The 20,200-nt window shown below is 75.1% G+C and carries 22 protein-coding genes; 18 read left to right on the top strand and 4 right to left on the bottom strand.

Features of this window, described 5'->3' with window-relative positions; all coding sequences use genetic code 11:
• Positions 1–27: 27 nt before the first annotated feature.
• Together paaI and paaK are read right to left on the bottom strand one after the other, a co-directional pair.
• Positions 28–435, bottom strand: a complete 408-nt coding sequence (paaI, locus tag O7611_RS15660) for a hydroxyphenylacetyl-CoA thioesterase PaaI (RefSeq protein WP_269697120.1) — start codon at positions 433–435, stop codon at positions 28–30.
• Position 436: 1 nt separating this feature from the next.
• On the bottom strand, positions 437–1,744 hold the full coding sequence (paaK, locus tag O7611_RS15665; protein ID WP_269697121.1) for a phenylacetate--CoA ligase PaaK: 1,308 nt from the start codon (positions 1,742–1,744) through the stop codon (positions 437–439).
• Positions 1,745–1,957: 213 nt separating this feature from the next.
• Between paaK and O7611_RS15670 the strand changes: the two genes are divergently transcribed.
• Together O7611_RS15670 and O7611_RS15675 are read left to right on the top strand one after the other, a co-directional pair.
• Positions 1,958–2,440, top strand: a complete 483-nt coding sequence (locus O7611_RS15670; protein WP_194799230.1) for a FluC/FEX family fluoride channel — start codon at positions 1,958–1,960, stop codon at positions 2,438–2,440.
• Positions 2,437–2,799: a fluoride efflux transporter FluC gene (locus O7611_RS15675; protein ID WP_269697122.1), complete on the top strand. Its 363-nt coding sequence runs from the start codon at positions 2,437–2,439 to the stop codon at positions 2,797–2,799. The genes O7611_RS15670 and O7611_RS15675 overlap by 4 nt, the downstream gene beginning before the upstream one ends.
• Positions 2,800–2,808: 9 nt before the next feature.
• On the opposite strand, the gene O7611_RS15680 is transcribed toward O7611_RS15675, so the two are convergent.
• Both O7611_RS15680 and O7611_RS15685 read right to left on the bottom strand, forming a co-directional pair.
• Positions 2,809–3,141, bottom strand: a complete 333-nt coding sequence (locus O7611_RS15680; RefSeq protein ID WP_120569611.1) for a hypothetical protein — start codon at positions 3,139–3,141, stop codon at positions 2,809–2,811.
• Positions 3,142–3,229: 88 nt separating this feature from the next.
• Positions 3,230–4,489, bottom strand: coding sequence for an MFS transporter (locus tag O7611_RS15685; protein WP_194799228.1), 1,260 nt, complete (start codon positions 4,487–4,489; stop codon positions 3,230–3,232).
• A gap of 118 nt (positions 4,490–4,607) precedes the next feature.
• Here O7611_RS15685 and O7611_RS15690 point away from each other — a divergent pair, with 118 nt between their 5' ends.
• The 16 genes from O7611_RS15690 (at position 4,608) to O7611_RS15765 (ending at position 20,197) form a co-directional block, all read left to right on the top strand.
• A complete protein-coding gene (locus O7611_RS15690) occupies positions 4,608–5,597 on the top strand; it encodes a LacI family DNA-binding transcriptional regulator (RefSeq protein WP_194799227.1) in 990 nt (329 codons plus the stop codon).
• Between the two features lie 371 nt (positions 5,598–5,968).
• Complete coding sequence (locus O7611_RS15695) at positions 5,969–6,433, top strand: nitroreductase family deazaflavin-dependent oxidoreductase (protein ID WP_269697123.1); 465 nt, start codon at positions 5,969–5,971, stop codon at positions 6,431–6,433.
• A 145-nt stretch (positions 6,434–6,578) separates the two neighbouring features.
• Positions 6,579–7,406, top strand: a complete 828-nt coding sequence (locus O7611_RS15700; RefSeq protein ID WP_228531451.1) for an LppM family (lipo)protein — start codon at positions 6,579–6,581, stop codon at positions 7,404–7,406.
• Between the two features lie 138 nt (positions 7,407–7,544).
• Entirely contained in the window at positions 7,545–7,889 is a 345-nt protein-coding gene (locus tag O7611_RS15705) for a hypothetical protein (protein ID WP_194799225.1), read from the top strand.
• A 13-nt stretch (positions 7,890–7,902) separates the two neighbouring features.
• Positions 7,903–8,511 (top strand): glycine zipper family protein, encoded by a 609-nt coding sequence (locus O7611_RS15710; protein WP_269697124.1) that lies wholly within the window; start codon positions 7,903–7,905, stop codon positions 8,509–8,511.
• On the top strand, positions 8,508–9,188 hold the full coding sequence (locus O7611_RS15715) for a carboxypeptidase-like regulatory domain-containing protein (RefSeq protein WP_194799223.1): 681 nt from the start codon (positions 8,508–8,510) through the stop codon (positions 9,186–9,188). Before O7611_RS15710 ends, O7611_RS15715 begins: the two co-directional genes overlap by 4 nt.
• A 16-nt stretch (positions 9,189–9,204) precedes the next feature.
• Entirely contained in the window at positions 9,205–10,452 is a 1,248-nt protein-coding gene (locus O7611_RS15720; protein WP_269697125.1) for a phage tail sheath family protein, read from the top strand.
• 1 nt (position 10,453) lies between these two features.
• On the top strand, positions 10,454–10,936 hold the full coding sequence (locus tag O7611_RS15725) for a phage tail protein (RefSeq protein ID WP_013286679.1): 483 nt from the start codon (positions 10,454–10,456) through the stop codon (positions 10,934–10,936).
• Positions 10,937–12,352: 1,416 nt separating this feature from the next.
• Entirely contained in the window at positions 12,353–13,111 is a 759-nt protein-coding gene (locus O7611_RS15730; RefSeq protein WP_269697126.1) for a CIS tube protein, read from the top strand.
• A 49-nt stretch (positions 13,112–13,160) separates the two neighbouring features.
• Positions 13,161–14,732: a phage baseplate assembly protein V gene (locus tag O7611_RS15735; RefSeq protein WP_269697127.1), complete on the top strand. Its 1,572-nt coding sequence runs from the start codon at positions 13,161–13,163 to the stop codon at positions 14,730–14,732.
• Positions 14,732–15,070 carry a hypothetical protein gene (locus O7611_RS15740; protein WP_269697128.1) on the top strand — a complete coding sequence of 113 codons (339 nt, stop codon included), beginning with the start codon at positions 14,732–14,734 and terminating at the stop codon, positions 15,068–15,070. The genes O7611_RS15735 and O7611_RS15740 overlap by 1 nt, the downstream gene beginning before the upstream one ends.
• On the top strand, positions 15,067–15,507 hold the full coding sequence (locus tag O7611_RS15745) for a GPW/gp25 family protein (protein ID WP_269697129.1): 441 nt from the start codon (positions 15,067–15,069) through the stop codon (positions 15,505–15,507). Before O7611_RS15740 ends, O7611_RS15745 begins: the two co-directional genes overlap by 4 nt.
• Complete coding sequence (locus O7611_RS15750; protein ID WP_269697130.1) at positions 15,504–18,125, top strand: putative baseplate assembly protein; 2,622 nt, start codon at positions 15,504–15,506, stop codon at positions 18,123–18,125. The genes O7611_RS15745 and O7611_RS15750 overlap by 4 nt, the downstream gene beginning before the upstream one ends.
• Positions 18,106–18,807, top strand: coding sequence for a phage tail protein (locus tag O7611_RS15755; protein WP_269697131.1), 702 nt, complete (start codon positions 18,106–18,108; stop codon positions 18,805–18,807). Before O7611_RS15750 ends, O7611_RS15755 begins: the two co-directional genes overlap by 20 nt.
• Complete coding sequence (locus tag O7611_RS15760) at positions 18,804–19,724, top strand: hypothetical protein (protein WP_269697132.1); 921 nt, start codon at positions 18,804–18,806, stop codon at positions 19,722–19,724. Before O7611_RS15755 ends, O7611_RS15760 begins: the two co-directional genes overlap by 4 nt.
• Entirely contained in the window at positions 19,721–20,197 is a 477-nt protein-coding gene (locus O7611_RS15765) for a hypothetical protein (protein WP_269697133.1), read from the top strand. The genes O7611_RS15760 and O7611_RS15765 overlap by 4 nt, the downstream gene beginning before the upstream one ends.
• Positions 20,198–20,200 lie beyond the last annotated feature (3 nt).

Genomic DNA, 20,200 nt, shown 5'->3' on the forward strand with positions numbered 1-20,200 from the left:
GCAGGTCGGCCGGGCGGGCCGGACGGATCAGTCGCGGGCGATGGTGCGGCTGCGGCCCCGGAACTCGGCCACCACCTCGTCGCCGCGCCGTACCGTCACGTCGTAGATGCCGCTGCGGCCGTGCCGGACCCGCTCGGTGGCGTACGCCTCCAGGAGGTCGCCCTCGCGTACCGGGCGCAGGAAGCTGATCTCGCCGCCGGCCGCCACCGTCGCCGGGCCGTGGCTGTTGCACGCCAGCGCGAACGCGGTGTCGGCGAGCAGGAAAACGAAGCCGCCGTGCCCGATCGCGTGCCCGTTGAGCATCGACGGGGTGACCCGCATCCGGGCCACCGCCGCGCCGGCGCCGGCCGAGACGAGCTCGATGCCGAGCCCCTTGGACGCCACGTCGGCGTCGAACATGTCGTGCGCCGCGGTACGGCCGCCGTCACCGCTCATCTCAGGACTCCCGCCGCTGGTCGACGATGCGGCGCATCTTGCCCATCGAGCGTTCCACCCCGTCCGGCTCGACCACCCGTACCGCCACCGACACTCCGATCGTGTTCTTGACCTGCTCGACCAGCGTCGCGCCGGCCCGCTCGGCCTCGTCGGCGGCGGCGCCCGCCCGCCGCTCCACGTGCACGGTGAGCGTGTCGAGCCGGCCCCGCCGGTCGAGCACGCACTGGAAGTGCGGCGACAGGGCCGGGGTACGCAGGATCAGCTCCTCGATCTGGGTCGGGAAGACGTTCACCCCCCGGACGATCATCATGTCGTCGGTACGTCCGGTGATCTTCTCGATCCGGCGCATCGGGCGGGCGGTGCCGGGCAGCAGCCGGGTCAGGTCGCGGGTGCGGTAGCGGACCACCGGCATGGCCTCCTTGGTCAGCGACGTCAGCACCAGCTCGCCCCGCTCCCCGTCGGGCAGCACCTGGCCGGTCATCGGGTCGATGATCTCCGGGTAGAAGTGGTCCTCCCAGAGGTGCAGGCCGTCCTTGGTCTCCACGCACTCGACCGCCACGCCGGGGCCCATCACCTCGGACAGGCCGTAGATGTCCAGCGCGTGCATGTCGAGGCGCTGCTCCAGCTCGCGGCGCATGTCCTCGGTCCACGGCTCGGCGCCGAAGACACCCACCCGCAGCGAGGTGGTGCGCGGGTCGACGCCCTGGCGTTCCATCTCGTCGACGATGGCGAGCATGTAGCTCGGGGTCACCATGATGACCTCCGGCTCGAGGTCGCGGATCAGCATCACCTGGCGCTCGGTCATGCCGCCGGACACCGGGACGACGGTGCAGCCCAGTTCCTCGGCGCCGTAGTGCGCGCCGAGGCCACCGGTGAACAGCCCGTAGCCGTACGCGACGTGCACCCGGTCGCCGTGTCGGCCCCCGGCGGCGCGGATCGAACGGGCCATGAGCGTCGCCCAGGTGGCCAGGTCGGCGCGGGTGTAGCCGACCACTGTGGGACGGCCGGTCGTGCCGGAGGAGGCGTGCAGCCGGGCGACCCGCTCGCGGGGCACCGCGAACATGCCGAACGGGTAGTTCTCCCGCAGCTCCGCCTTCGTGGTGAACGGGAAGCGGGCCAGGTCGGCCAGTTCACGCAGGTCATCGGGGTGCGCGCCGAGGGCGTCGAAGGCGCGCCGGTAGTGGGGCACGTTGTCGTACGCGTGCCGCAGCGAGTGCCGCAGCCGGTCCAGTTGCAGCGCGCGCAGCTCGTCGACGCCGATCCGCTCGACGGGATCCAGCTCGTCCGGACGGGGCGTGCGCTCCTCCACGGTGACCTCCTGGCACGACGGGCCCCGGACGCCGCGCGCCGGGCGCTGCGCCCACCGTACGCCCGCCACCCCGTCCCCCACCCCCCTCCCCCGCGATCTTGCACTTGCCGCCCCTCGGGTGCCCCCCTTCGCACCCTTTGCCGGGGCCGAAACCGCAAGATCGCCGGGAGCGGGGCGAGGGGCGGGAGGGCGGGGTTATGCTCTCGGGTGCTGGTGGGAGGTGTCGTGTCGGATCCCCGGGTCGATCCGGATGTCGACCTGCGCGTACCGGCGGACCGGTCGGAACTGTCCGCGCACCCGGCGGCCGTGCTCGGCGTGATCGCCGGCGGTGGCGTGCTCGGTGCGCTGGCCCGGGCCGGCGCGCAGGCCGCGGTGCCGCAGCAGCCCGGCGAGTTCCCGTGGGCCACGTTCGCCGTCAACGTCGCCGGGTGCCTGCTCATCGGCGTGCTGACGGCGGTGCTCGCCGCCCGCCCGGCCCACCCGCTGACCCGGCCGTTCCTCGGGGTCGGCGTGCTCGGCGGGTTCACCACGTTCTCCGCGTACGCGGTCGACGCGCAGCGGCTGCTGACCGACGGCGCGGCCGGTACGGCGGGCGTCTACCTGGCCGCGACGATGCTCGGCGCGCTGGCGGCGGTCGTCGCCGGGGACACGGTGACCACCCGGCTGCTGCCCGCCCGGGACGGGGGCCGACGGTGACCGTTCTGCTGATCGCGCTCGGCGCCGCGATCGGCGCGCCGCTGCGCTACCTGACCGACCGGGCGGTGCAGGCCCGGCACGGCTCGCCGTTCCCGTGGGGCACGCTCACCGTCAACGTGGCCGGGTCGCTGCTGCTCGGCGGCCTGCTCGCGGCACCCGTCGACCCGGGCGTGACAGCGCTGGCCGGCACGGGCTTCTGCGGCGCGCTGACCACCTGGTCCACGCTCAGCTACGAGACGCTGCGCCTGGCCCGCACCGGGAAGCGCCACCTCGCGTACGCGAACGTGGCGCTCAGTGTGGCCGCCGGCCTGGGCGCGGCGTTCCTCGGCTACGCCGTCGTCACCGCGCTGACCGGCTGACCGCGCCGGTCAGCGGGCCCGCCGTTCCGGGTGGGCCCGGTTCCATGCCCGCATCCGCTCCGGGTAGCCGGTGCGGGCCGCCTCGTACAGCGGCACCGCGTGCTTCTGGGCGATCCGCCCGGCGACGCGGGGCGAGCCGGTACGGCGGCGGATCCACTCGCCGTCGTGCGCGATGGCGACGACTGTGGTGTCGGTGGCGGTGGTCTCCGGTTCCAGGTAGAACTCGACCCCGCGCCGGCTGGTGACGAACGCCTCCAGCTGCGCCAGGTCCTCCTTGGTCGCCTCGCGGTCGAGCTTCGTGGGCGTCGTCGGGTCGGCGGCCCGGCGGCTGAACCAGCCCATGCCCGCCTCCTCTCCTCGGCGTTCGCTCCAGTGCAGCACGCCCGCCTGGCAGGCGGCTGGGAGCACGGTGGGAGTCGGCTGGAGCGGCTCAGCCGACCTTCGCCGCCGGGGTGCCGGCCTGCGCGTCCGGCGCGGCGGGGCGTTCCCGCAGCACCGGCACCAGCGCGAGCGTGGGCAGCAGGAGCAGCGGCACCACGACGAGCGCGGACAGCACGCCGAAGTGGTCGCCGAGGAAGCCGAGCAGCGGCGGCCCGGCCAGGAAGGCGGTGTAGCCGATCACCGCGACCACGCTCACCCGGGCCGGGGCCTTGTCCTCGTCGTCGGCGACGGCGCTCATCCCGACCGGGAAGCCGAGCGAGGCACCGAGTCCCCACAGCGCGACGCCGGCCACCGCGAGGGGGCCGTTCCCGGCCAGTACGGCGAGCGCCGCGCCGGCGGACGCCATCGCGATGGTGGTGAACAGCACCGGCACCCGGCCCCACCTGTCGATGGCGACGGTGCCGACGGTGCGGCCGATCGTCATGCCCACCACGAACACGCCGAACACTGCGGCGCCGACCGCCTCGTCGACCCCGTACCCGTCCACGAACGCCACCGCGAGCCAGTCGTTGGCACTGCCCTCGGTGAACGCCATGACCAGCACGAGCAGCCCGATCAGCAGCGTGCGGGGCTCGCGCCAGGCGGCCAGCAGCGCCTGCCGCCGGGCCGCCGGCTCCCCGGCCCCGGCCGCCTCGGCGGTAGCCGCGAGGAACGCCCGGGCGCCGACCAGCGTGCCGGCCAGGATCAGCACGGACAGGACCGGCAGGTGTACGCCGACGGGTACGCCGAAGTGCGCGGCGCCGGCGCCGAGCCCGGCCCCGGCCACCGAGCCGAGGCTCCAGGCGGCGTGGAACCGGGGCAGGATGGTGCGACCGAGGCGCTTCTCCACCGCGGCGCCCTCGACGTTCATGGCCACGTCGCACAGGCCGGAGCCGAAGCCGAACGCGGCGAGCCCCAGCCCGACGCCGGCGGCCCATCCGGCCAGGCTGGCGGCGAGACCGGCCACGGTCAGGCCGAGCGCGACGAGCACGACCGAGACGGCCACCGTGCGCGCCGGCCCGAGCCGTTGGGTGACCAGGCCCGCGGTCGGCATCGCCAGCAGGGAGCCCGCCGAGGCGCAGAGCAGCAGCAGGCCGAGCCCGCCCGGGTTGAGGTCGAGCGCGTCCTGAGCCGCCGGAACCCGGGAGAACCAGCTCGCCACCGCGAGCCCGTTGAGGGCGAAGACGGCGGCGACGCCGTTACGGGCGGTCAGCACCGCCCGGGGCGCCGGTGGCCGCTTGCCGGCCGGTGCGTCGATGGTGCTGCTCACGGTGCGGTGGTCCCTTCCCCCGTCTGGTTCCCGACGACAATCGCACACCTGAGAGCGCTTCCACCACAAGCGCCGTTAAGGCTTCGCCCATCCACGCCGGAGCAGGCATGATGCGGACATGGGTACGCCGACCGCACGTCCCGCCACGCTCGAAGACGTCGCCCGCGACGCCGGGGTGTCCCGGGCCACCGCCTCCCGGGTGCTCGGCGGCTACGGGTTCGCCTCGGCGGACGCCCGCGCCCGGGTGCGGGCCGCCGCCGAGCGCCTCGACTACGTGCCGGATCTCGCGGCCCGGTCGCTGGTGCGCGGGGCCGGGGTACGCCTGGTGGTGGCCGTGGTGGGCCGCGACGACACCGTGCTGGACGACCCGTACGTGCATCGGGTGGTGGGCGCGGCGTCGCGGGTGGGCGCGCCGCACGGCGTCGGGGTGGCGCTGGAGTGGCTGCCGCTGGCCGACCCGTCGGGGCTGGCGCGGCTCGGCGCGGACCGGGGCGTTTGCGGGGTCATCCTGGTCAACACGACCCAGGCCGCGCTGGACGCGGTGCCGCCGAGGCTGCGCGGCCGGGTCGTCTCGATCGGTCAGGGCTCGCCGGCGGTGCCCTCGTTCGACGTCGACAACGCCGGCGGCGCGGGCGAGGTGCTGCGTCACCTGTACGCCACCGGCCGCCGCCGCATCGTCATGGTCACCGGGCCGCGCTGGCTGAGCTGCGCGGAGCGCTCGGTGACCATGTACCGGGAACTGATGCGGGAGTCGGGGGCGCCGGAGCGGCTGGTCACCGGCGACTTCACCACGGCGCGGGGCGGCCGGGCGGCGCTGGAGGCGCTGCGCCGGTGGCCGGACGCCGACGCGGTCTACGCGGCCAGCGACGCCACCGCGTTCGGCGTGATCGCCGCGCTGCGCGGGCGCGGCGTGCGGGTGCCGCACGACGTGGCGGTGGCCGGGTTCGACGACCTGCCGTACGCGGCGATCAGCAGCCCGCCGCTGACCACCGCGACCCACCCGGTGGACCGGATCGCGGCCGCCGCGGCCACTGCCGTGCTGACGCGCGAGCCGGCCGCCCCGAGCACCGCGTTCCCATCGACGCTTGTCGCCCGGGAGAGCGCCTGAGCGCCGGTCGGTGCCCGGCGGCCGCGGCGTCGACCCGGTCGGGGATCGTGTCGTCGTCGCCGGCGTCCACGGCGCGCAGCAGGTGGACGGCGGTGTCCCGGACCTGACCGGTCACCATCGCCAGGGGCAGCGTGGCGTCGCCGGTGAACAGCCGCCCGGCGCTCCGGACGGCGTCCAGGCGTCGCCCGCCGCGCGGACGGCCCGGCCGAGGGTACGAAGCGCATCACCCATCTCGGCCTGGACGGGCGTACCGCCACTCAGGGGCGTCCGGTGGCGGGCGGTTCACGCTGCGGTGACGCGTTACGGGCCGGTCGGCCCTGGCCGCCGCCGGGCGGACGTCCGTCAATGGGTACGGGAGAAGGAGAGGTCCGATGGGCGGGGTCATGACGTGGATGTACCGGGGCGGCCGGCCGAACCGGCTGGCCCGGATGATGAACGCGCTGTCGGCCTGGCAGTACGGCGCCGGCCTCGCCCCGCGGCACTGGGTGACGATGGAGGTGCCGGGCCGCCGGACCGGCCGGACCGTCTCGGTGCCGATAGTGGTCGCCGACCTCGACGGCGAGCGGTACGTGGTGTCGATGCTGGGCGCGGGTGCCAACTGGGTGGCGAACGTGCGTGCCGCGGACGGGCGGGTGGTGCTGCGGCGCCGCCGCCGCGAGCCGGTGCGGCTGGTCGAGGTGCCGGTGGCGCAGCGGCCGGCGATCCTGCGGCGGCACCTGGAGCTGGCCCCCGGTGCCCGGGCGCATGTGCCGGTGGACCGGCACGCTCCGCTCGCCGAGTTCGCCCGCGTCGCCGCGGACATCCCGGTGTTCCGGGTCGTGGCGGGCACCGGATGAGAACATCCGGACACAACATTCCAGAATATCGAGCGCGACGGTTTCCCGGGGTCGGCCGAATGGGAGAGACGGCCGGTAAGATCGGCGACACGAAGGCGGCTGATCGCTGACTGTCGCGCCCGCCGCGGGCGCTCACACTTGCCGCATGAATACGAGACTCCGCCGCAGCCGGGCATTCGGCCTCGCGGTGTGTCTCGCCCTCGTGGCGATAATGAGCGGCTGCATGCAGCTCAATCTCGGGCTGACCGTGAACGACGACGACACCGTCTCCGGCCAGCTCCTGCTCACCGCACCGAAGTCCGTGCTCAAGCAGCGGAACCCGGATCCGGCGGTGGCGTTCGCCGAACTGCGGCCGAACATTCCCTCACTTCCGCCCGGGGCGGAGACCCGGTACGAGGACGCCACCTCGTACGGCATTCAGATCACGTACCGGAAAACGCCACTGGCACAATTCACGAGCGAAAGTGTGAATCTCGCCCGGGACGAGGATCTCATTCGCTTCTCGCTCCCGCTGGACCCGAAGAAATACGGCGGCAAGTTCGGGCAGCAGGATCCGCGCCAGCAACAGGCGTTCATGACCTTGATGGCGTTCGAGATCTCGGTGACGTTCCCCGGCCGGGTGCTCGACACCAACGGCACGGTCACCGGACGCTCGGTCAGCTGGAAGGTGATCGCCAACCAGCCCAAGCCGGCCGAGTTGCGCGCCGTCGCCCAGGCGCCCCCGCCGCCCGCCACCAGCCCGGCCGCCGTGGTGACCGGGAACGGTTCCTTCCCCTGGGTGCCGGTCGTCGGCGGCGTGGTCGTCCTGCTGCTGGCCGTCGCCGCGGTGGTCGTGCTCCTGCTGCGCCGCCGGGGCTCCCGCGGCGGCCCGGACGCGACGGCGACCGCCGGCCCGGGTGCACCCGCCGGCCCCGCGCCTGCCGCCACCACGGGCCCGGCCGCACCGGTACCACCCGGCGGTCCGCCGGTCTGAGACCCACCGACCACCGACGGCGCCCGCGCCGGCGGCCCACCAGCACACCGGGCGGAACCCGGGTCCAGTGAATCCGGTCGCCGCCGCACCACTCCACCCCGACCGCACCACCGCACCATCGAAAAGAGGGGGATCGCCGTGAACGATCTCTTCACCTGGGCCGCCCTGGGCAGCCTCACCGGCGCCAGCGCCGCCACCCTGCTCGCCACGAACGTCATCGGCGGGCTGATCGGACCGAGCGGCGACAAGGCGCGCAAGTGGATCGCGCTGGGCTTCGCGCTCCTGCTGTCCTACCTGACCGCCGCGTTCGCCACCGACGCCGGCCCGGAGAAGTGGATCATCGCGTTCTTCAACGGTCTGGTGATCTTCTCCGCCGCGCTCGGCATCAACCAGCTCCCCCCTGGCAACCGGCAGCCCACGCAGGCGTCGCCGAGCCAGCTCGCCCAGGGGCGCGAGCCCCGCTACGTCCGCTCCTGGGTCTGAGAGAGGTGACCCCATGATCTTCGGCATCCTCAGCGCCGCCGTCCAGGTCCTCTTCGGCGCCCTGCTCGGGCAACTCGCCGCCGGCACCGTCGGGCTGCTGGTCGGCGCGGTCGTCGGACTGCTCCTCGGCGCGCCCTTCGGCTGGGCGTCCGCCTCCGCCGGGACGTACGGCGCCGACCCGAAGGGGATCTTCCTCTTCGTCGTCGACCACACCTGGAGCCTGCTCAACACGTTCGCCGGGGCGCTCTTCCTGGCCCTGCACCTGGTCTTCGGCCACCAGCTCGACCGGATCGTCTCGGCCGGCAGCGGCCGGGTCAACGTCGTCGAGGGCGTCTCCCCCCGGTACGCCACCACCATCGGCACCGTCTGCGCCGGGTCCAGCCCGGGCATCCAGCGGCACGAGGACGTGCACGTGTTCCAGGCCCGGCTGCTCGGCCCGTTCTACCTGCCGCTGGTGGCGCTCAACTACGTGCTGTTCACCGTCGCTCCGGTGTGGCTGCTCTGGCACGACCACACCAACGCGCCGATCAACCGGTTCACCCGCTACTTCGAGATCGGCGTCTACCCGCACGTGTGGAACGAGGCCATCGCGTACCGCATCCAGGGGACGCCACCGCGATGACCGGCGCGATCGAGGCGGCCGTCGCGGACGTCGCAAGCTGGCTGGCCGGGGCCGCGGGTGAACCCGTACCGGTCGGTCCGCCGCGCGACGACCCCGGCGGCGGTCTCACGGTCTGGCCGCTGGAACTGCGACCGGCCCGGCAGACCGCGACCGGCGGCGCGACCCGCGAGCCGTACCGGTTCGTGGTCCGCCTGCTTGTGGCGGGTGGCGGGCCGGCGGCGCTGGCGGCGCTGGACCGGGTGCTCGCCGCCGCCACCACGGCGGGCCGGCCCGAGCTGGTGCTGGCCGCCGGCGACCCGGCGTTGTGGCGGGCGCTCGGCGTGGCGCCCCGGCCCGCGCTGCTGCTGGACGCGCCGGCCCGGGTGGAGCGGCCGGTCCCGGTCGCGCCGCCGGTACGGCAGCCGCTGCGGTTGCGGCAGCTCGGCATGCGCACGCTGCACGGACGGGTGGTCGGGCCGCAGGACCAGCCGCTCGCCGCCGTCCGGGTGGAACTGGTGGGCGCCGCCCAGGCCACCGAGACCGACGCCGCCGGCCGGTTCCGGCTGGCCGGCGTGCCGCACGACCCCGACGCCCCGGACGCCCCGGTGCGGATCCGGCTGGTCGGCGCGGGACGCGTCCACACCGCCGAACTCGATCCGGACGGCGACGGGCTGATCGTCGTCCGCGCGCCCGACTGACGTCCGAGGAGGACCGATGCCCACCTACTTCTCCCCCGGCATCTACGTCGAGGAGGTGCCCAGCGGGGCCCGCCCGATCGGGCCGGTCGGCATGAGCACCGCCGCGTTCGTCGGGGTCGCACCCGACCGCGGCGCCCACGTCGGCGAGGCGCTGGCGGTGAACAGCTGGACCGAGTTCCTGCGGCTGTACGCCGACGGCGAGCACCTGGAGAGCACCCCGCTGGCCCGCGCCGTGTTCGGCTTCCTGGACAACGGCGGCACCCGCTGCTGGGTCGTCAACGTCGGCGAGGGCGGCCGGCTCACCGGCACCGGCGGGCGGCGCGGCGGCCTGGAACTGCTGGAGGCGATCGACGAGATCTCCATCCTGGCTGCGCCCGGCTACCACGATCCGGTCTCGCACGAGGCCCTGATCAGCATGGCCGAGCGGCTGCGCACCATGGTGGCGATCTGCGACCCGCCGCCGGAGGTCACCGACGTCTCGCGACTCACCCGCGTCGCCACGCCGGGCCGGCCGCCCAAGCCCGCGTCGTCCGGGTCGTCCGACAAACCCGCCGAGGGTACGCCGGGCGACGCCGACGACGAACCGCCCGGCACCGGCGGCGACCGGCCCCGGCAGTCGGACTTCGCCACCTTCTACTTCCCGTGGATCCGGGTCCGCGACCCGCTCAGCGGCGACCTCGTGCTCACCCCGCCGAGCGGGCACGTCGCCGGCATCTGGGCCCGCACCGACGCGCTGCGCGGCGTGCACAAGGCGCCCGCCAACGAGCCGGTACGCGGCGCCGTCGACCTCGCGTACCGGGTGACCCGGCCGGAGCACGACGTGCTCAACCCCAAGGGCGTCAACGTGATCCGGTTCTTCGCCGGGGAGGGCATCCGGCTGTGGGGCGCCCGTACGCTCGCCGCCGAGGCAAGCGAGTGGCGCTACCTGAACGTGCGGCGGCTGTCCATCTCCATCGAGCAGGCCATCGCGGGCGGCACCCGGTGGATGGTGTTCGAGCCGAACGACTTCACGCTGTGGCGCTCGATCCGCCGCGACATCGGCGCGTTCCTCACCCGGGTGTGGCGCGACGGCGCGCTGCTCGGCCGTACGCCCGAGGAGGCGTTCTTCGTCAAGTGCGACGAGGAGACCAACCCGGCCGACGTCCGCGACGCCGGAATGGTGGTGGCGCACATCGGCATCGCCGTGGTCAAGCCCGCGGAGTTCGTGGTGTTCAAGCTGAGCCAGTGGGCCGGCGGCACCGAGACCGAGACGATCGGAGGCTGACATGCCCACCACTGCGACGCCGCAGCCGGGCGCACCCGTCGACCCGTACCGGGCGTACCACTTCAAGCTGCTCATCAACGGCATCACCAACGGGCACTTCACCGAGGTCAGCGGCTTCGAGGTGGCGATTCCGGCGCTGTCGTACCGGGAGGCGGGCAACGAGCGCATCCGGGCCGTGCCGGGCCAGGTCGAGTACGCCCCGGTCACCCTCCACTTCGGCCTGACCAGCTCGCGGGAGCTGTGGGACTGGGTGAACGCGGCGGCGAAGGGCACCGTCAACCGGCGCAACGTGTCGGTGGTGCTGCTCGACCCGGCCGGCACCGCCGAGGTGCTGCGCTGGAACATGATCAACGCGTGGCCGACCCGGTGGCGGGGCGCGCATCTGAACACCCTGTCGCAGGAGATCGCCATCGAGGCGCTGACCCTGGCGTACGAGGGCCTGGAGCTGGAGGCCGGCGGTGCCGCCGCCCCGGCGACCGCGTGACCGGCTGGCCCGCGTCCTGCGGGCCACCGCGGATCGCCTGTCCGGACCGGCCCCGGCCGAGGACGCGCCATCCTCCCCCGGACAGCCGCCCGAGCACTGGCGGCTGCTGGTGGCGGCGCACGCCCCCGGCCTGCTGCGCGACCTTCCGCCCTCCGCTCCTCCCCCGCGCTCCGACGACTTGCGCCAGAGGAGCCGGTGGCGCTGGATGGCACGTTTGATGAACGGACTCGCCGCTTTCCGCAACAGCCCGCCGAGATCTTGGTACGAAAGGGCCCCTATGGGGGCCGCTTCCTACCAAGATCTTCCGGAGGTCCTGGGAGGCGGGACGGGGATCTCGGGAAGCGGGAACTCGGGGCCGGGGCACGGTGCGCGGTCGCCGGGAGCGACGAGTGCCGAGTGGGAAGTGAGCGGGGCGACGCCTTCCACGCCGACGCCGGGCGCCCGGTCCCGCTCGGACGGGGCCTCGCGGTCGTGGGACAACGGGGCGTCTGCGGGTGAACCCGCGAACCGGTTCGTGACGGAGCAAATCGGCGTGGCCGGGGCACCGGAGAGGACGAGAGCGGCGCGTATGTCGGACCGGACCGGATCACCGAGCGCCGTCGGTCCGACCGGTACCACAAGCACCACGGAAGCCATCGGTGGCGCGCCCCCGGCACGCTGGCCGGCGGTGACTCGCGCCCTCAGGCCGGCCCTCACCGGCACGAGGGGCGCGAGCAGCGACGGCACCGAGAGCACCCGCACCGGTCGGTCCACCGACCCGGGCGTGCCCGCTGGCACCGCCGGGCCCGTACACCCCGCCGGCAGCCGGGACACGATCGGATCGCCGGGTCGCGTGAGCTCCGGCGAATCGGACCGGCCGTCACCGTCCGAGCGGAGGCCCGACCCCGATCGGGTGGACCCGCTCCGGAACCTCCCACAGGTCGACCGGAGCCGGCCGACGCGCAGGGACGACATCGCCGGAGCGGACGTGCCGTCCGATCGAGGGGACATGCCGCCGCTCGCCTTCGCGGCTGCGCCATCGTCGTTGCCGCGCGGGCCGGCCGCACGCACCAAGGGCGGTCGAACCGGATCAGCGAACGGTCGCGACGGGACAAGGGACGGATCCGTCGCCCAGTACCCGGGGCGCGCCGCCGCTTTGCCGTACCCGGGCGGACGCGACCCGGCGTCCGGCGGCGAGTCCGGGGAGAGGCAGGGGCGGTGGCCCGCGCGTCCCACGTACAGCGGCCCGTGGCCGACCCTGCCGGACGGTTCCGACCCGATCCGCGCGACGGGTCAGGTGGCGACCGGGATGGCCGAGGGCGGCGGGACGCAGGCGGACCCGTGGCCGATGCTCCCGGCCGAACCGGCGTGGCTACCGGCACGGACGACGCCTTGGAGCGACACGGCCCGGCTGGACCGGGAACAGGCGGGTGACTGATGGAACGCGTCGCCTTCCTCGTGGACGAGTCCGGCACCCGGGTCGACTGCCTGCTCAACCCGGAGACCGTGCAGGTGACCCGGCTGGCCGGGGTACGCCCGCGCGGCGGACCAGACGGATCGCTCACCGGTGCCGGGCTGGCCGACGACCCCCTCGTCTTCACCGGCGGCGGGCGTACCGAACTGGTCCTCGATCTGCTCTTCGACGTCGACTTCGTGGAGTCGCCGGCCCGGCCGGAGGACGTACGCGCGCTGACCCGGCCGCTGTGGATGCTCGCGGAGAACTCGGCGGTCGAGCACGGCTGGCTGCGCCCGCCGCTGGTCCGCCTGGTGTGGGGCAAGACCTGGAACGTCCCCGGCGTGATCACCGCGATCGCGGAACGCTTCGACGCGTTCACCCTCACCGGTACGCCCCGGCGGTCCTGGCTGCGGTTGAAGCTGGTCCGCGTCGCGGAGGGCGCGGAGGCGGCGCGCGCCGGATTCGAGGAGGAGCTGGCCGCCGCGAGCACACCCGCTGTCGCGCCCGGGTCGGCGGTGGTCGCCGCCGCCGACGGCGCGGCCGAGCCGGGCTGGTCCGGAGTGCGCTTCGACCTGCTCGCCCACGACGCGCTGGGTTCGCCGCTGCGGTGGCGGCTGCTCGCCGAGCACAACCGGATCACCGACCCGCTCACCGTGCCCGCCGGCACCGCGCTCGCCGTCCCGCCGGTCGGCGCCGCCACCGTCGCGCCGGACGCCGTCACCACGGGAGGCACGCCGTGACCCGCCACGCGACCAGTCCGGCGCGGCGAGCGGCCGCCGGGGGCAGGCCGTGAGCCGGGCCGCCCTGGTCACAGTCGACGGTCGGCCGCTGGCCGACCCGGCCCGGCTGCGCGGCATCCGCGTCGCCGCCCGGCTGGACCGGCCCGCGCAGTGCGAGCTGACGCTCACCGCCGCCCCCGGTGCGGGCCCGCTCGACCCGCCGGTACGCCCCGGCGCCGCCCTCGACGTGCGCCTCGACGGGCAGGCGGAGGCGCTGTTCACCGGCGAGGTGACGGCAGTCGAGCGGGAGTACGCGGGTGACGGCGCCGCGCTGGCCCGGATCCGGGCGTACGACCCGCTGCACCGGCTGCGCAAGCGGCAGGAGCTGCGGGTGTTCGAGTCGGTGACCGCCGCCGAGCTGGCCGCCGACCTGTGCGCCGGGCTGGGGTTGAGTGTGGATGCCGAGGACGACGGGCCGCGCCTGGACCGGCTGCTCCAGCACCGGCACACCGACCTGGACCTGCTCTGCGAGGTGGCCGGCCGGGCCGGACTGCACCTGGGCGTGAACGGGGATCGGTTGCGGCTGTTCACGCTGGACGGCTACGGGGAGCCGCTGCCGTTGACGCTCGGCGAGACGGTGCACGCGTTGCGGGTCACCGAGAACCTGGACCGGGCGGGCGCGGAGTGCGCCGTGCTCGGCTGGCATCCGCAGCGCGCCGAGCCGCTGAGCAGGCGGACGGACGAGGCGCGCAGCGGGCGGCGCATCCCGCTGCGCCCGGACCCGGGCGACGTCGGCGCGGACGGCGTGCGCACCGCCGTCGACCAGCCCGGCCGCAGCGACGACGAGCTGGCCGCGCTGGCCCAGGCCGGGCTGGACGCCCGGGTGGCGGCGCTGGTCACCGCCGAGGGCACCGCGGAGGGTGACCCGGCGCTGCGGCCCGGCCGGCGGATCGCCCTGGCCGGCGTCCCGGAGCCGCTGGCCGGGGTGTACGTGCTCACCGAGGTGGTGCACACGGTGGACGCGGACGGGCACCTGAGCCGGTTCTCCACGGCGCCGCCCAGCCCGCCGCCGTCGGCCGCGCCCCTGGCGGCCACTGTCACGCTCGGCACCGTCACCGACATCGACGACCCGGACGGGCTGGGGCGGGCCCGGGTGACGCTCCCGGCGTACGGCGATCTGGACGCCGGCTGGCTCGCGGTGCTCTGCCCGGGCGCGGGCCGGGGCAAGGGCATCGTCGCGCTGCCCGACCCGGACGACACCGTGCTGGTGGCGCTGCCCGGCGGCGAGCCGGCCTCGGGCGTGGTGCTCGGCTCGCTGTTCGGCGCGGTCGAGCCGTACGACACCGGGATCGTCTCCGGACGCTCACGCCGCTGGTCGATGCGGACCGGCACCGGGCAGTCCATCGTGATCGACGACGACGGGCGGACGCTGCGCCTGGCCACCGACGCGGGCAGCTTCGTCGAGCTGCGTCCCGAGCTGACCACCGTGCACGCCGCCGGTGACCTGGTGCTCTCCGCGCCCGGCCGGGCCGTCGTGGTGCGCGGCCGCACCGTCGACTTCCTGCACGCCCCGGCGGCCGAGGACGCCGAGACCGCCGCCGCGCAGGCCCGTACCCTCGCCCGTTCCGCCGGAGGTGGCTGATGCGCTGGATCCACCGCGACTCGCTGATCACCTGCGGACACGACGGGCGGGTGACCAACCGCCCGTCCCAGCGGTGGGTGACGGTCCAGGCCGTGCCGGTGCTGATCCGCCCCGACCCGGAGGGGCGCGACATCACCGCCTGCCCCAACTACGGCCCGACGATCAAACCCTGCCTGCACACGCTGGCCGTCACTGTGGGTTACAGCACGTGGGTGCGGGTGGACCGGCAGCCGGTGGTGCTGTCGCACCTGGACGGCCTGACCGACGGCACCCCGCCGGGCACCGTGCACCACCAGGTCCGCGACGTGCGGCAGGGTTTCCTGGGTGCGGACGCATGAGGGCCTTCCGCTTCGTCGGCGCCGGCTTCGACGCCGGCCGCGCCGGTGGTCTCGCGCTCACCGCCGCAGGCTCGCTCGCCATGACCGACGGCGACGAGACGGTACGCCAGGCGCTGCACCTGCTGCTGTCCACCACACCCGGGGAACGGCTGATGCGCCCCGGGTACGGGTCGCGGCTGCACCGGCTCGTCTTCGCGCCGAACGACGACACCACCGCCGGGTTGGCGATCCACTACGTGCGGCAGGCGATCCGGCGCTGGGAGCCGCGGGTCGAGGTGCTCGACGTGGACGCCGGTCCCGACCCGGACGACAGGTGGCGCCTGGTGATCCGGCTGGACTACCGGGTGCGGGCCAGCCTCTCTCCCGGCCACCTGGTGTTCTCCGTGGACCTGCTGCCCGCCGACGAGGAGACCGGAGACGAGGAGGGCACGCCATGACGCTGCCGGTGCCGCACCTGGACGACCGCGCCTTCCTCGACCTGGTCACCGAGGCGCGGGAACGCATCGCCCGGTCCTGCCCGGACTGGACCGACCTGTCCGCGCACGACCCGGGCATGGCGCTGGTGGAGGCGTTCGCCTACCTGACCGAGGTGATGATCTACCGGCTGAACCAGTTGCCGGAGAAGGCGTACGTCGCGTTCCTGAACCTGCTCGGCGTCACCCGGCACCCGCCGGCGGCGGCCTGGGCGGACGTGCGCCTGACCCGCACCGGCCCGGACCGCGGCCCGGTGCGGGTGCCGGCCGGCACCCGCGTCGCCGCGGCCCGCGGGGCGGACCCCCGGCCGGTCGTCTTCGTGACCACCGAACCGGCGGTGCTGCCCGCCGGGGAGACCACTGCGACGGTACGTGTGCACCACTGCGAGCCGGTCGAGGCGGAGCTGCTCGGCACCGGCACCGGGCAGCCCGGTCAGGTGTTCCGGGCCGCCCGCGCGCCGCTGACCCGTACCACCGAGGCGCTCGATCTGCTGCTCGGCGTGGAGGTGCCGGCCGGTTCGGTGGAGCTGGGCGCCGCGGCCCGGGAGCACGAGGGGCGCACGTACGAGATCTGGCGGCCGGTGGACAGCTTCGCCGGTGCCGGGGCGCAGGCGAAGGTCTACCTGGTGGACCGGGCCTCCGGGGTGGTCACGTTCGCCCCGGCGCTGGACCTGCGCCCGGACGGTGGCGCCCCGGCCGTCGAGGGGGCGGCCGGGGCGACCACGGTGGCGGCGGTGCCGCCGGCCGGGCGGCAGGTGCGGCTCTGGTACCGCTGCGGCGGCGGGCCGGCCGGCAACGTGGCGGCGGGCGTGCTGACCAGCCTGCGTGATCCGCTGCCGGGGGTGAAGGTGGACAACCCGGAGCCGGCCACCGGCGGCCGGGACCTGGAGTCGCTGGAGTCGGTGCTGGCGCGCGGGCCGTACGAGTTCTTCGCCCAGCAGCGCGCGGTGACCGCCCGGGATTTCGAGATCCTCGCCACCGGCTCCGGCGCGGTGGCGCGGGCGCGAGCGTTCACCAGGGCCTCCGTCTACAGCTTCGCCCGGCCCGGCGAGGTCGAGGTGGTGCTGGTGCCGTCCGTGCCGGACGCGGCCCGCCCCGGCGGGCGGCTGCCGGTGGCGGTGCTGCGCGAGCACGAGGTGGAGGAGGCCCGCCGCCGGGTCGAGGCCGACCTGGAGCGGCGCCGCGCCCTCGGTACGGCGGTGCGGGCGGGCTGGGCCCGGTACAAGGCGGTGTCCATCCAGGCGCGGGTGGTGGTGCGCCGCGAGGAGGACGTGGACGCGGTGCGCCGCCGCATCCACGACCGGCTGCACCAGACGCTCAGCCCGCTGCCGACGCCGCTGAACCCGGCCGGCTGGGCGTTCGGCGAGCCGCTGCGTGCCTCAAACGTGTACCGGATGCTGGAGCACGCCGAGCCCGGCGTGCGCTACGTCGAGTCGGTGCGGTTCGTCGTCGACGAGGCGCCCGACGCGCAGGTGCGCACCGTGGCGGTGGACCAGTACCAGGCCGACACCTGGTACGCCGGCGGCGGCCCGGTGCTGTTCCGCTCCACGAACGCCGGGGCCGGCTGGGAACCGGCCGGCCGGTTCGACGACGAGACGGTTGTGCGGGTGGTCCCCGCGCCCGCCCCGGTACGCCCCGGCGTGGTCCCCCGGGCCGGTTCGGTGGCGGTGGTGACCACCCGCGACGCCGGTGGCTCCCGGGTCCGGCTGAGCACCGACCTGGGCGAGACGTGGACGCTGCTGACCGACCTCGACTCCGGCGTCCGCGACCTGGCCTGGATCGACCGGGACGGCACCGGTGCGCTGCTGCTGGCCACCGACACCGGCCTGTACGAGGTGCCGCTGCTACCAGGCGCGGTGCCGCTGCAGATCCTTGTCGACCCGGCCGACGCCGACCGGGGCTTCTACGCGGTCCGCGCGTTCGTCTCCGAGCGCGGCGCACCAGGGGTGGCGGTGGCCGCGCAGGCCGGATTCGGGGTCTACCTGTCCACCGCTGCCGGACGGCCCGGCACGTTCGCCCACGTCGGCCTCGCCAACGTGGACAACCGGGTTCTCGCCGTGCAGTACGACGGCCCGGCCACGCTGCTGTGGTGCGGAGCGGGCGAACCGGACCCGAAGAAACCCGGCCAGGGCTGCCACCGCACCCGGCTGTTCGAGTCGGACGTGAAGTGGCAGTCGATGGCATCAGGCTGGATCGGCGGCACCTGCCGGGACCTGACGTTCAGCGGCCCGCTCGCGCTGGCCGCGACGCAGAGCGGCGGCGTGGTCCGGCTCGACACGCTCGCCGGGCAGCCGCAGTGGTCGCCCGTCATGGTCAACTGCGGCCTGCCGCTGCGGGACCGGACCCGGTTCGTCCCGGTCGACGCCATCGCCGCCACCGCGCCCACCGGCACCTCCGGCACCGGGCGGCTGGTGCTCGCCGGCGGCGAGCGCGGCGTGTTCCGCAGCGGCGACGGCGAGGACTGGACGCCCAGCGCCAACCAGGCCACCACCGACGTGGTCACCGTCCCCGGCACCTGGCTGCTCTGCTCCGGCGAGCACGACATCGAGGTGGTGCGGCAGGATGCGCCGAGCGGCGATTGAGCGGCTGCTGCCGGCCGCGTACCAGCGGGCCGCCGGCCCGGGCAGCGTGCTGGGCGCGCTGCTGGACGTGATGGAGGCGCTGCACGCCCCGGACGAGGCGGTGCTCGCCGACGTCGACGCGCTGTTCGGGCCGTACCGGACGCCGGACGGGTTCGTGGCGTACCTGACCCGCTGGGTGGCGATGGACCACGTCGTCGCCGCGCCCCGCGCCGACGCGCCGCTGCCGTTGCCGGTGGGCCGGCTGCGGGACCTGGTGGCGCACGGCGCGCTGCTGGCCCGGTGGCGCGGCACCCCGTACGGGATGCGGACCGCGCTGGAGCTGGCCACCGGCGTGACCGGCTTCGTGCTGGACGAGCCGCCGGAGCGGCCGTTCCACCTGGTGGTGCGGGTGCCGCCGGCCGCCGCCGACCGGCTGGCACTGGTCACCCGCATCGTCGAGGCGGAGAAACCGGCGGCGGTCACCGTCGAGGTCGTCGCCGCCCCGGCCGACCGGCCCTCCGACCCGACGCCGGCCGAGCCAGGCCCGTCCGGCACAGGGCCGTCCGAAGCGTCGCCGTCCGACCCGGTGCCGCCCGAGCCGGACGCCCCCGAGCCCGCCGCCGGGGTCGCGACGGTACGCGCGGTCGGCCGGGCGCACGTACCCGCACCCCCGCCCCACGATCCGCCCGAGGAGCCGTCATGACCACCGAATGGACAGTCGTCGCCGCCGCCGAACAGTTCACAGTGGACGCCCGCAACAGCGGTGAGCTGACGTTCACCGTGTCGAACCCGGGTACCGCGCCGGACACCGTCGTCTTCGACGTCGCGCCCGGCGAGGGCAGCCAGCGGGCCTGGTTCACCGTGGCCGAGCCGCAGCGGGTGGTGCCCGGGCAGGGCTCGGTGTCGTTCCTGGTACGCCTCGCCGTGCCGCCCGGCACGCCGCCCCGGCGCTACGACATGACCGGGTTCGCGTACTCGGCCAACACCGCACCGGAGGAGAGTTCCCGCTCCAGCGGCCGGGTCACGTACGACGTGCGGGCCGTCGTACCTCCGAAGCGCGCGCCGTGGCCGTGGATCGCCGCCGCCGCGGCGCTGGTGCTGGTCGTGGGCGGGGTGGTGGCCTGGCTGGTGACCCGCGGCCCGGACACCCCGGCCCCGCCGCGCGCGGACGCGGTGACGGTGGAGGCGGAGACACTCGTCTCCGGTGCCGCGGTGCAGTCCACCACCGGCGCGAAGGCGGAGGTGGTGGCGCAGGAGAACTGCTGCGACGTGGTGTGGTCCGGCGACGCGCAGCTGTTCTTCCTGGGCCGGGGCGTGGGCGACCGGGTGACGGTGCAGGTGGACGTGCCGTCCGACGGCACCTGGCGGTTCTCCACAGTGCGCACCACCTCGTTCGACTACGCGAACACGATCTGGCTGGTCGACGGCCGGCAGGTCGGCGACACGTTCTTCGGGTTCAGCCCGACGGTGGTCCGCACCGACGAGGTGGACGTGGGCACGGTGGAGCTGACCCGCGGGCCGCACAAGCTGACGCTCGTGGCGGTGAGCAAGACCCAGGGCACCGACAGGTACTTCGCCGGGGTGGACGAGATCCGCTTCACGCCCGTCGTCCGGCCATGAGTACGAAGCAGAAGGTGCTGCTGGTGGCGGTGGCCGTGCTGCTGGTGGCGCTGTACGTGGTGGCGGTGGCCGGGCGCTCCGGCGACAGGGGCGACCCGGCGGCCGGGCCGGGCGCGCTGGCCCGGCTGGGACGCGGATCCGGGACCGTGGACCCGGCGACGGTGGCCGTGACCTGCCTGCCGCCGGCCGCCCAGCCGGCCACCACCGCCGACGGGGTGACGCTCGCCTTCGGCACCGTGTGCCGGCTGCGGGTGGCCGACCCGGGCGCGCTGCGCACGCTCGTGCTGCGCGGGGCGACGCCGTTCGAGGTGACAGCCCGCGCACCCGGCGACGCGGACGTCACGGTCACCGACGAGGTCGCCCCGGACGCGGACGGCCCGGCGGTGGCGAAGGTTGCTGTGGACCGGGAGACCGAGGTGCTCCTGCGGTGTCCGGGAGGTGGCGGATGTTCGGTCACGCTGGCCCGGTCCTGACCG

The organism is Micromonospora sp. WMMC273 (assembly GCF_027460285.1).
In the GTDB taxonomy this organism is placed as follows: Bacteria; Actinomycetota; Actinomycetes; order Mycobacteriales; family Micromonosporaceae; genus Micromonospora; species Micromonospora aurantiaca.